This window comes from Streptomyces dengpaensis, from assembly GCF_002946835.1.
GTDB classification, from domain to species: domain Bacteria; phylum Actinomycetota; class Actinomycetes; order Streptomycetales; family Streptomycetaceae; genus Streptomyces; species Streptomyces dengpaensis.
In genome coordinates this window covers 7,395,630-7,406,416 of record NZ_CP026652.1, presented here as the reverse complement: position 1 = coordinate 7,406,416, position 10,787 = coordinate 7,395,630, and the positions used below count along the sequence as shown (strand labels likewise).

The 10,787-nt window shown below is 72.8% G+C and carries 10 protein-coding genes and 1 pseudogene; 3 read left to right on the top strand and 8 right to left on the bottom strand.

The features are described 5' to 3' along the window. Window positions 1–39: 39 nt before the first annotated feature. From C4B68_RS34515 to C4B68_RS34505, 3 genes are all read right to left on the bottom strand, one after another. Entirely contained in the window at window positions 40–918 is an 879-nt protein-coding gene (locus C4B68_RS34515) for a hypothetical protein (RefSeq protein ID WP_099500440.1), read from the bottom strand. A 156-nt stretch (window positions 919–1,074) separates the two neighbouring features. Beyond that, entirely contained in the window at window positions 1,075–2,601 is a 1,527-nt protein-coding gene (locus C4B68_RS34510; RefSeq protein ID WP_099500439.1) for a hypothetical protein, read from the bottom strand. Window positions 2,602–2,907: 306 nt separating this feature from the next. Further along, window positions 2,908–3,078 carry a hypothetical protein gene (locus C4B68_RS34505; RefSeq protein WP_373682196.1) on the bottom strand — a complete coding sequence of 57 codons (171 nt, stop codon included), beginning with the start codon at window positions 3,076–3,078 and terminating at the stop codon, window positions 2,908–2,910. Here C4B68_RS34505 and C4B68_RS34500 point away from each other — a divergent pair. Continuing rightward, window positions 3,061–3,192, top strand: a pseudogene (locus C4B68_RS34500) (allophanate hydrolase subunit 2 family protein); the annotation flags it as partial. The gene C4B68_RS34505 and the pseudogene C4B68_RS34500 sit on opposite strands and share 18 nt — an antisense overlap. Window positions 3,193–3,196: 4 nt before the next feature. Here C4B68_RS34500 and C4B68_RS34495 read toward each other — a convergent pair. The 5 genes from C4B68_RS34495 to C4B68_RS34470 form a co-directional block, all read right to left on the bottom strand. Further along, complete coding sequence (locus C4B68_RS34495) at window positions 3,197–4,042, bottom strand: SGNH/GDSL hydrolase family protein (RefSeq protein ID WP_099500438.1); 846 nt, start codon at window positions 4,040–4,042, stop codon at window positions 3,197–3,199. After that, a complete protein-coding gene (locus C4B68_RS34490) occupies window positions 4,039–5,190 on the bottom strand; it encodes a glycosyltransferase (RefSeq protein WP_099500437.1) in 1,152 nt (383 codons plus the stop codon). Before C4B68_RS34490 ends, C4B68_RS34495 begins: the two co-directional genes overlap by 4 nt. Continuing rightward, on the bottom strand, window positions 5,187–6,311 hold the full coding sequence (locus C4B68_RS34485) for a glycosyltransferase family 4 protein (protein WP_099500436.1): 1,125 nt from the start codon (window positions 6,309–6,311) through the stop codon (window positions 5,187–5,189). Before C4B68_RS34485 ends, C4B68_RS34490 begins: the two co-directional genes overlap by 4 nt. Before the next feature lie 139 nt (window positions 6,312–6,450). Beyond that, window positions 6,451–7,869: a hypothetical protein gene (locus C4B68_RS34480; protein WP_099500435.1), complete on the bottom strand. Its 1,419-nt coding sequence runs from the start codon at window positions 7,867–7,869 to the stop codon at window positions 6,451–6,453. 301 nt (window positions 7,870–8,170) lie between these two features. Further along, window positions 8,171–8,563, bottom strand: coding sequence for an ankyrin repeat domain-containing protein (locus C4B68_RS34470; RefSeq protein ID WP_099500434.1), 393 nt, complete (start codon window positions 8,561–8,563; stop codon window positions 8,171–8,173). 363 nt (window positions 8,564–8,926) lie between these two features. On the opposite strand from C4B68_RS34470, the gene C4B68_RS34465 reads away from it, so the two are divergent. Together C4B68_RS34465 and C4B68_RS34460 are read left to right on the top strand one after the other, a co-directional pair. Further along, entirely contained in the window at window positions 8,927–9,121 is a 195-nt protein-coding gene (locus C4B68_RS34465) for a hypothetical protein (RefSeq protein WP_099500433.1), read from the top strand. A 38-nt stretch (window positions 9,122–9,159) separates the two neighbouring features. Further along, complete coding sequence (locus C4B68_RS34460) at window positions 9,160–10,719, top strand: ATP-binding protein (RefSeq protein ID WP_099500432.1); 1,560 nt, start codon at window positions 9,160–9,162, stop codon at window positions 10,717–10,719. Window positions 10,720–10,787 lie beyond the last annotated feature (68 nt).

The window sequence follows — 10,787 nt, the reverse complement described above, 5'->3', positions numbered from 1 at the left end:
GCGGACTCTCGTCGTAAGTCTTCGGAAGGTCAGGGTGGTTCAGGAGTGGAACGGCAGTCCGGCGTCGGCCACCAGTTCCAGATCGTCGGCGTCCTCGGCGGGCAGCAGCGTCGCGGTGCCGTCGGTCACCGGGACGATGCCCAGCTCGAGGAGCTCCGCCATGGCGGCACTGCCCGCCATGTCGCGGACCTGGAGCTGATAGCGGGCCGTCGTCCGGTACGTCCCCCCGGAGTCGTCCCCGGTGCGCTGCAGGAACCCGGAGTCCGTGAGGAACGCGACGGCCTTGCCGACGATGCCGGTGGTCGAACCGGCCAGTCTTCGGGCGTCCTTGGTGGCGCCGGTGGAGCTGCGCCGGGCCCAGATGCGCCAGGCCGCCTCCAGACCGGGGGCGTCCGTGGCCGGGTCGGTGTTCTCGCCCGACTCCTCGGCCCGCGCCTCCAGACGACGACAGGCCTGCCGTACGAACGCGTCGACGCCGTTGACCGAGACGCGCCCGATGTACCCGTCGTCCGCGAGGTCCTCGGGGCGCGGGAACGCCATGGCGGCGACGGCGAGATGGGCGAGCCCGTGCAGGAAGCGGTCCCCCGAGTCGGAGGACGCGCGACGCGCGTAGTCGCCCATGCGAACGGCGAAAACGGAGTCCTCCGCGGCGGTCACGGCCATGCCCGCGCGCGGGGACACCTCCAGGACGACCAGGCCGAGCCCGGTGGCCACGGCGTCGGCGAGGCGCGCGAAGGGCGGGTCCTCGCGGTAGCGCCGCAGCAGCTCCGCGTACTCCTGGTCACGCGCGGGCTGCAGTTTGGGCTGCAGCCCGAAACCAACGAGCCGCGCCGCGTCGGCGGCGTCGGCGGGGGTGACGGTGCTGGTCGCCGGCGCGGCGGGGGCCTCGGCCTCGCTCCACTCGACGTGCTCGGTCACGACGGGAACTCCTTGATCTTGAAAACAGGGCTGAGGGCAACTCCCTCAGGGGCGCGGGCTGTGACATGTGCGGCTCCGCCGCGTGGGCGCGAGCAACCACGGACGGCCCGCAGAGGAATGACGAACCGCCGGTGTCCGGCCCTTTCAGCGGAGCGCTCACGCCGCCTCCGTTCTGTCGGCCGCCATCCCCGCCGCGTCCAGCAGAGCCGTGCCCACGATGAGGTCCGCCCCGCCGAACTCGGGATCGTCCAGCTCGGTCCCGTCGTCCACGGCGAACAACAGCTTCTCCTCGCCCTGGCGGTAGGCGGTGCCGACCGGCGGACTGGCCGCGTGAACGGCCAGCAACGCGACCAGGTACGGCAGTTCGGGATCCCGGCGGCGCGCTTTCGCGAGCAGCCCGGACAGCCGTCGCGGCGCATCGGCCGGCAGGTCGAGCAACTCCATGGCGGAAGCGAGCTGCTCCTCGCTGAACCGGCTGTCGTCCGGGGTGGCGATGAGGTCCGGCTCGGGCATCTCGGCACCGAGATGCTCCCGCTCCAGCGGCGGCGTCAGCAGGATGTCGACGAGGTCCCCCACCCGCACGGCAACCGGCGTACGCAGTCCCGTCCCGCGCGCGAAGAACGCGTCCGTCACGCGCAGCGCCTGCTCCACGGGCAGCGGCAGCACGGGCGCGACGAGATGTCCGTAGAGGTCGATCTCCGAGGTCGTCATGGGCGTGGCGAACGCCTGCCGGTCCTGCTCCGCGCGGAAGAGGGGGCCCGCCTCCAGGAGCCGGGACTGCAGCTGCGTGTGCCGGCGGATGCAGTCCTTGACGATGTCGACGAGCTCGGCCGCGCGCCGCTTCTGCTCGGGGTCCTCGGACTCGTCGCGGGCCCTGCGGATGTTGGTGAGGATCGCGTTCTCGTGGCGGTACCGGTCGGCGACGTGGTCGAGGGCCTCGGCGATCATGTCGGGCACGGCCTGGAGCCAGTCGACGGCCCGCACATTACGCCGGGTCGCGTCGAGCGCCTTGCGGAGGGTCTCCGAGTACTGCACGGTCCGGTAGCGGGCCTGTTCGGCGGCGAGCTGGGCGTCCGCGAGGCGGCCGCGGCTGATCAGCACCTCCAGCTTGACCTCGGCGGCGATCTGCGCGCTGGTGACGTCGGTGTCGAGGGCGCCGACGAGGACGTTGACCGCTTCGTCGGTCGTACGGAGATAGACGCTCCCTCCGTATCCGGGCACTTCCTCGATCAGCTTGAAGTCGTAGTCGCGGCGCACATAGGAGCCGTCGGGCGCGAAGGTGCCGTACACGGCCCGGAAGCCGCGGTCCACGCTGCCGACGTTGATCAGATTCTCCAGGACCCAGCGGGCCACGCGCTCGTGCTCGGCGACGGGCCGCCGCGAGGCCTGGGCGGCGATGCGCGGAATGAGCCTGGCCACTATCTGGTCGTGGTCGGCGCCCGTGTCGAAGTCCATGTTCAGTGTGACGAGGTCGATGGCGGCGAGGGCGACCTCCGCCATCCCGTAGACCGTGTACTCGCCCGCGAGGTTCGCCTTGCGCACGTCGAGGTCGTGCAGCGGCGCGGTGCAGGCGAGCGCGCGCAGCCGCCGCGCCAGGCCCTCGTCGGCGGCCGGGCCCGGAGCGAGGCGCGGCCCCGCGCTGAGCTGGGGCGGAACACTGTCCGTCGATGCAGGCGAAGTCACGGTGCACAGACTAGGTCCTCGGTCTGACAACGGTCGAAACAGCCCAGAAACGACCGGCAGCACGTCGGGCGGCGGTCCGCCGCATCCGTCGTCACGGCGACGGCACCAAGCGGTCGCGACGACCGCGGCTGCGACCGCACCACACCGGTACGCCCAACCGCCCAGCGACCGCACCAAGCCGACGCGACAACCGCCGCAGCGACCGCACCGCGCCGGTCCGCCCAACCGCCCCAGCGACCCACCATGCCGGTGCGCCCAGCCGCCGTCGCAGCCGCCCGGCCCCGGGTCCCCCCGACCGGGCGGCCCTCAGCCGATCCCCTGCGCCCCGTCGGCCACCCGCCGCCCGTACACCTCCACCAGACCCTCGAGCGAGGCGTCGAGATAGACCGCGAGCAGTCGCTCGGCCGCGTCCCGGTCGCCCGCCTGGAGGGTCCCCAGGATCTCGCGGTTGCGGGCGAGGTAGGGCTCGCGGACCATCCGACCACCGGGGGTTACCCGGTGATCGCGGTCGTCCGCGCCGGCGATCTCCCCGCGGCCGCTCAGGCGGTTCCGGGCACGCCGGTCCGCTTCATCCTCATACGCCGCCGCTGAACCGTCATGCCGCGTCCGCCTGTTCGGCCACCGACAGGGCGGCCAGCGCGGACGCGACGGCATGCGCGGCGCTGAGGTCGAGGCGTGCGCTGGTGCCGCCCACCCGGTGACGCACCTCGGCCGCGGCGAGGGTGAGGAGCTGCGGCAGCAGGTCCGTGCACCGCCGGGCCACCCACGCCGTCCCCGCGGTGGCCAGCCACCACAGGCTGGCCGACCGCGTGGGCGGCGGGAACTCGGGCTCGGCCGAGGGTGCGGCCCCGGTGGCGATGCCCTGCTTCGCGAGCAACGCGTGGAAGCGGAGGGCGAGTTGCCGGTGCCCCCGCTCGCCCGGATGCAGCCGGTCCGCGCTCCACATCGCACGGTCCCGCAGCCAGGCGCCCTCCGCCGCGTGCAGGTGCACCGCCCCGTAGCGCTCGGACAGTGCGTGCACGACCGTGTTGACGGCCAGCTGCCGCCGGGCCAGCGGCCGTTCCAGCGCGGCCGGCAGCCCGAGCATCGAACCGGGATCCGGCAGACAGGCGGTCAGCAGTACGGCGCCCTGCGCGCGGAACGCCGCATACACCTCGTCGAGCCGGGCGGCCACGGCATGGATGTCGAAGGTGCGCCGCAGCGTGTCGTTCACGCCGATCACGACGGACACCACGTCCGGCTTCAGGGCCAGCGCCGCCGGTGTCTGCCGCTCCATGACGTCGCGTGTCTGGGCCCCGCTCACCGCGAGGTTGGTGAACTCGACGGACGGCTCGAGCCCATCGGCGAGCAGCGCGGCCCACCCTCGCCAGCCGTCGCCCACGGGGTCGCCCATGCCTTCCGTGAGCGAGTCCCCGAGGGACACGAACCGAACGGGTCTCATCCGACGCCCTCCTGCAGGCGCGGTGCCGGGACCGCCGCGTCGTGCGCGGCGAGAAAGCCCTCTACAGCGGCGTCCCATCCAAAACACTCCGCACGCGCGCGTGCGGCCTCCCTGCGCTCGCCCTCGGAGCGCCCCAGCAGGAGGCGCACCGCGTCCGCGAAGGAGTCCCCGCTGTCGGCCGCGGTGGCCCCCGCGGACCCGACGACCTCCGGCAGGGCGGACATCGCGCTGGCGACCACGGGCGTGCCGCAGGCCATCGCCTCCAGGGCGGCGAGCCCGAACGTCTCGGCGGGCCCAGGAGCCAGGCACACGTCGGCCGAGGCCTGCAGCGCACCGAGTTCGGCACGGTCGGAGACGTGTCCGAGGAAGGTGACGGGCAACCTCCGCTCCTGGGCGCGCTGTTCGAGCCGCGCCTTCAGCGGTCCGTCCCCGGCGACGACGAGCACCGCACGCTGTCCGCGCCGCAGCAGCGCCTCCAGCGCGTCGAGTGCCGTACCCGGCCGCTTCTCGACGGACAGCCGGGAGCACATCACGAGCAACGCCTCGTCCGCGCGCGCGTAGCGGGCGCGCTGTCCGGGGTCCCGCAGCGTGGGGTGCCGTCCCACGAGATCGACGCCCAGGGGGGCGCGTACGACGTTGCGGGCACCGATGCGCACGAACTCGCGCTCGGCGAACTCCGTGGTGCACACGACCCGGGAGTAGGTGTGCGCCGTACGGACGTTGAGGGCGTCCGCGGCCCGGCGGGCCATCCCCTCGGGGAGCCCCCAGGTCCGCAGCACGCCGTCGGCGGTCTCGTGGGAGACCATCACGGCGGGCACCCGGGCCCGGCGTGCCCACACGCCGGTCCAGCGCAGGGTGGTCCGGTCGGAGACTTCGAGGCGGTCGGGGGCGAGCGACTCCAGGAGCCGGGCCACCCGCCGCTTGTCCGTGAGCACGCGGTAGCCACCCGTCCCGGGCAGCAGCGGCCCGGGCAGCGTGATCACCCGCCCCTGCTCGGTCTCGCGGTCGCTCTCTCGCTCACCGGGGATGATGAGCACCGGCTCGTGCCCGGCCGCCTGGTAGCCGGTGCCCAGCTCCCGGAGGGCCGTGCGCAGGCCGCCGGACGCGGGGGCGACGAAGTTGGCGAGCCGAACGATGCGCAAGCTCATGCCGCCACCAGCTTCCGCGCGGCGAGCACATCGGCGTAGTGCCCGATCAGCTGGTCGACCACGGCGGCCCAGGTACGGCCCTCGACCATGGCGCGCGCCGCGGCGCCGTAGGCGGCCCGCTGCGCCGGATCGGAGACCAGAGCCCCCACCGCGTCGCGTACGGCGGCCGCGTCGCCCGGCGGTACCAGAAGCCCCGTACGCCCGTGGGCCACCAGGTCGAGCGGTCCGCCCGCGGCGGGCGCCACGACCGGCACCCCGCTCGCCATGGCCTCCTGCACGGTCTGGCAGAAGGTCTCGAAGGGGCCGGTGTGCGCGAAGACGTCCAGCGAGGCGAAGATCCGGGCGAGTTCGTCGCCGGTGCGACGCCCGAGGAAGACGGCGCCGGGCAGCGCCTCGGTGAGGGTGTGGTGGCTCGGCCCGTCGCCCACGACCACGACGCGCACGCCGTCCAGGCCGCAGACGCCGGAGAGGAGTTCGACGTGCTTCTCGGGAGCGAGCCGGCCGACGTAGCCGACGATCACCTCACCGTTGGGCGCCAGTTCACGGCGCAAGGCCTCGTCCCGGAGGTCGGGGCGGAAGCGGACGGTGTCCACACCGCGCGGCCACAGCTGCACCCGGGGCACACCGTGTGCCTCCAGGTCGTGCAGGGCCGCGCTGGACGGGGCGAGCGTCCGGTCGGCCGCCGCGTGGACGGAGCGGATGCGCCGCCACGCGGTGGCCTCGCCCGCGCTGATGTACGTACGGGCGTAGCCGGCGAGGTCGGTCTGGTAGACGGCTACGGCGGGGATGCCGAGCCGGGCGGCGGCCGCCATGCCGCGGACGCCGAGGACGAAGGGGCTGGCCAGGTGGACGATGTCGGCGCGGTGTTCGGTGATCGCCGCGGCGACGCGTCGGCTGGGGAGGGCGACGCGGACCTGGGGGTAGCCCGGGAGCGGAATGGAGGGGACACGGACGACGGGACACGGCGCCTGGGCGTCGGGCCCGGTCCCGGCCGCGGTGGCCGGGGCGACGACGAGGGGAGCGTGACCGCGATCGACGAGGTGTCGGGCGGTCTGGAGCGCGCAGTGGGCCACGCCGTTCACATCGGGGGGAAAGGATTCGGTCACGATGACGACACGCATAGGGGTGTTCTCGCCGCGCTGGACGTGGCCGCGTCAACGTCGATCTTTCCGAAGGGGGAACGTCCTGTGAGCGTTGGACTGCGCACCCGTCCAGGTCAGCCCGCGTCCACACTCTCCTGACGCACGAGTCACCGAACGTTCATACGGCGGGCATGTCGGGCCCGATCCGGCTGCGTACCGCCGTCTGGACTTCGGCCTCTTCCGCCGGATCCGCCGCGAGCCGGCGCAATTGGTCCACCACACGTGCATCACCGGTCTCGGCGTGCCGTGCGGCGACCTCGCGGGTGGTCTCCTCGCAGTCCCACAGGCATTCGACGGCGAAGCCGGCCGGGAAGGAGGGATCGGTGGCGGCCAGTGCGCGGGCGGCGCGCCCGCGCAGATGGGACGAGGCCGTCTCGCGGTACACATGGCGCAGTACGGGTGCGGCGCAGGCGATGCCGAGCCGCCCGGCGCCGTCGACGAGGGTCCACAGGGTCGGCGCGTCGGGGCCTTCGCCCCGTACCGCTTCCCGCAGCGCCCCGAGGACCAGGTCGCTGTCCTGCGCTCCGCCGCGGCAGGCGAGCATCCGTCCCGCGCCGGCGCCCAGGGCGTCGGGCCGCTGTGCCCAGCCGCGGGCCCGTTCGACGGCCGCGACGCTGCGCATCCGCTCGAAGGCGTCGACGGCGGCCTCGGCGACGGCCGTCGAGCCGTCGGCCACGGCCGACTCGATCAGATCGAGGGCGTCCGGATCATTGCTGTCGGCGAGATAGCGCAGGGCGGTACAGCGCGCTCCGTCGCCGCCGCTCCGCGCGGCCTCGACGATCTCCGGCCGGTCCTCGGGACCGGCGACGGCCGTGAGGCAGCGGGCGGCCGGGACGTGCAGCGCGGCTCCGCGTTCGATGCCCTGTTGGGCCCAGTCGAAGACGGCCCGGACGCTCCACCCCGGGCGGGGGCCCGATGGCCGCATCTGGCGCTGCCAGCGGTCGAAGGAGCCGGCTTCCTGGGCGGCACGCACGCGCGTGCCGATCGATGGGCGCGGATCGTCGGCCCACAGTCGCCAGGGCCGTGGCTCAAAGGCGTCGCGTACGGCGGCGGCGAGCGCCGCCTCGCCCTCCGCGTCGGCCGGGAAACGGGCGAGTACGGGCGCGGCCAGGGCGCGCAGACCCGCGTCGTCGTCGCGCAGGGCCAGCTCGTCGAGGGCCCAGGCCCAGCTGGTGCCGGAGGCGGCGTACCTGCGCAGCAGTTCGAGCGCGTCGCGCCTGCCGTACGAGGCCAGGTGCCCGAGGACGGCGAGGGCCAGCCCCGTGCGTGACTCGCACGTGTCGAGGACGTCCTCGGCGTCGAAGAGGTGCCGCTCGATCTCGTCGAGCTCACCGCTCAGATCGAGGTAGAGACGGGCGTAGTAAAGGGAGCGGTTCTCCACCTGCCAGTCGTGGCGGGGGTCCCGCAGCACACAGTGGTTCAGCGCCGCGAGCGCTTCGGCGCGCGGTGCGGTGAGCGCGTGCAGCGTGCCGTCGCCGCGGCCCCGCTGGAGCAGGCCGAGCAACGTTCCGCTGGGCGCTATGACCGGATCGAACATGGGAAACAGCCTCACATCAAGCGTCGACGCAACCGGGATTCTGCACTTACCTGGCCGCGTGACAACACGTCGGAGCGCCCGCCGTCTCGTGCTTGCTGTAGACCATCTTCCTCTGCCTCTCGTCGGTGGCCCAGGCGGGCCGCATCACGGCCCGCGCGGTGCGGCAACACCTGCCCAGCCATCGCGTCCGTAAATCACCACGTCATGATGACTCGGCAGTTCTTCCTGCCGCGACCGTATTTACGGCGGCCCCGTTCCGCCTCCCCCTTTTCTTGCGTTTCGCCTGGTCAGGGCGTTCGAGTCAGTGTGCCCCGAACAATTCGAGAAGTTCCGTCTTGCCGAACATGCGGGCCGTGTCGATGGCCGAGGGGGTACCGGCGGCGGGATCGGCACCGCCGTCCAGGAGCACCCGGATCACGGCCTCCTCGCCCTTGAAAACGGCCCCCGCGAGCGGTGTCTGGCCACGGTCGTTGACCCGGTCAGCCTCGGCGCCGCGCTCCAGCAGGGCGCGGACCGCGACGGCGTGGCCGTGGTAGGCGGCGAGCATCACGAGGGAGTCGCCGCGGTCGTTGGTGAGGTTGGCCGGAACACCCGCGTCCACATACGCCACGAGCGCCTCGGTCTCACCACGGCGCGCCAGATCGAAGATCTTGGTCGCCAGCTCGACGACCTCGGGGTCGGGGGCTTCACTCATCGGCCGGACCACCCTTCACAACGACGACAACGGGGGACTGCGGGAGCTTATCCACAGCGGACTGCGGGAGCTTACGACAGCGAACGGAGCTGTCACGCCCGGGTCCGTACGACGCGAGCGGTGCGCCCGTACGGGTGAATCGCCAGCGTACTGGCTCCGACGGCACATGACCGGCACCGCCCACGGCAAAGATCACGACGGACCCACCCGGCACAACCAACCCGCTCGGCTCACCCGAGACGGCTCCGCCACTCAGGTGAAATCGGCCGAATCTCACCCAGTTGCACCTTTTATCGTATGGATACATCCTGTGATCCTGGAAGAACTCATGGTGACTGTCCCCCACGAACCAGGAGAGCACAAATGATTCTGTCCTTCTCAGGCGTCGTTCTGCTCGGCGTCGTCGTCTTCATCTTCTTCCGCAAGGACGGGCTCAAGGGCTCGCACGCCTGCACCGCCGTTCTCTTCGGCTTCTATCTCTCGAGCACCGCCATCGCTCCGAGCATCAAGGCCGGCGGAGAGAGCCTGGCGAGCCTCCTAGGCGGGATCAAGTTCTGACGCCCCTCCCCGCACGCACGCACCATCAGGAGACAGCAGTGGCCCGGCACCCCCTCCCCCGCATTCTGAGCAAAGGCAGCGCGCAGATCGCCCGAAGCCGGGAGCTCGCCCGGACGGCAGCCGACAGCGCCACCGACGTCCTGCACCCACTGATCACGATCACCCGTGGACTGCGCCGGCTGGCAGGTGCCGGACGGCGCAAGTGGGCCGCCACCCCGAAGGACCGGCGCGGGCCGCTGCTGTTCCTGGTGGCCTCGGTGATCATGGTCGTGGCACTGGTGCCGTACGGGCCACTGCTCGCCGTCATCACCCTCACAGCGGCGGCGGCCTGGACCGGCCGCGACCGCACCTCACAGGCGCCCACGGGCCCCGACGAGACACAGGCCGGACGCCTCCGGTCGCTGTACGAGGCCCTGGTCCCGTACTTCTCGGCGGCCGAGGACCCCGATCCCCTCTACGCCCACGGCGGCGACTGGCAGAAGGCCTTCTCCGCGTACGAGTTCGACGCCGACGGACGTGTGTCCCGTCTCCTCATCCGCTATCCGGCGTACTTCACGGATGGCGAAGCGCAGTCCCGAGCGCGGATCGAGCAGCTGCTGCACGCCAAGTCGGGGCGCGGCCGGGAGTACTACTTCGAGTGGGACGAGGAGGCCAACGAACTCACCGTCAGGGTCCTCCCGCCCCTCCCCACCGACATCGCCGCCCAGCGCTTCGTCACCGCGCCCGGCGAGACGGTCCTCGGCTTCACCGACCCGGCCGACGTCCAGCGCACGCTCCCCCTCACCTACGGTGAGGAACAGCGCGACGTGCCCCCGGTCGTCTGGCGCACCGGCGTCCGCTCCACGGAGCCGCACCTCCTGGTGGCGGGCGAACCCGGCAGCGGCACCACGACGCTGGTGCGGTCCATCGCCCTGCAGGTCCTGCGGTACGGCGATGTCGTCATCGTCGAGGGCGGCGCCACCGGCGAGTACGGGTGCCTGACCGGGCGGGACGGTGTGCTGGCCGTCGAGTGCGCGCCGGCCGGAGCTCTCGCCAGTCTGGAGTGGGCCGCGCACGAGACCGAACGGCGCTTGATCGCCGCGAACCGTGCGCGTCAGGCGGGCCATCCCACCCCCGAAGACGTCAAGCACCCTCTCTGGCTCCTGCTCGACCGGCCGAGCGCCCTGGTGCACCTGGCCGCCGCCGAGGGCCGCAAGGACCTGCAGGCACTCCTTCAGGTCCCGCTGCGCCACGGGCGTGCGGCGGGCGTCACGGTCGTCGTGGCGGAGCACTTCGACGGCATGGAGTTCCTGAGTGACGCCGTGCGGCAGCACACCCGCGCGCGCGTGGTGCTCGGGCCCGCCTCCTCCGCCCAGCTGGAAGCGGTCCTGGGGGCGCCGCCGCACACCACCCCCACGCGGGATGTCCCTCCCGGCCGCGGGTACGCCCGCCTGGGCACCGGTCCGGTTCTTCGCCTTCAGGTCCCGGCCACGCCCGACCCGTACGACGACGCGACCAGCGAGGCGCATCGCCAGGCGGTCCTGGAGCTTCTGCCGTCGCGCACGACTCCGGCAGACGCGGAGCCGCTGCCCGCGAAGGCGGCGGTGGCGGAGGGCTGAGCACGCGGGGGATGTCGCCCCCTCCGCCCCTGCCCGTCCCGTACTGGGGGCTGCCGCCCCAGGACCCC

Bases quoted from the DNA above. Each gene is read 5' to 3' on its own strand.
- C4B68_RS34505 (WP_373682196.1), bottom strand. From the start codon at position 3,078: ATGGTCCGCGAGCCCTACCTCGCCCGCAACCGCGAGATCCTGGGGACC.
- C4B68_RS34485 (WP_099500436.1), bottom strand. From the start codon at position 6,311: ATGCGTGTCGTCATCGTGACCGAATCCTTTCCCCCCGATGTGAACGGC.
- C4B68_RS34480 (WP_099500435.1), bottom strand. From the start codon at position 7,869: ATGTTCGATCCGGTCATAGCGCCCAGCGGAACGTTGCTCGGCCTGCTC.
- C4B68_RS34490 (WP_099500437.1), bottom strand. From the start codon at position 5,190: ATGAGCTTGCGCATCGTTCGGCTCGCCAACTTCGTCGCCCCCGCGTCC.
- C4B68_RS34495 (WP_099500438.1), bottom strand. From the start codon at position 4,042: ATGAGACCCGTTCGGTTCGTGTCCCTCGGGGACTCGCTCACGGAAGGC.
- C4B68_RS34470 (WP_099500434.1), bottom strand. From the start codon at position 8,563: ATGAGTGAAGCCCCCGACCCCGAGGTCGTCGAGCTGGCGACCAAGATC.
- C4B68_RS34465 (WP_099500433.1), top strand. From the start codon at position 8,927: ATGATTCTGTCCTTCTCAGGCGTCGTTCTGCTCGGCGTCGTCGTCTTC.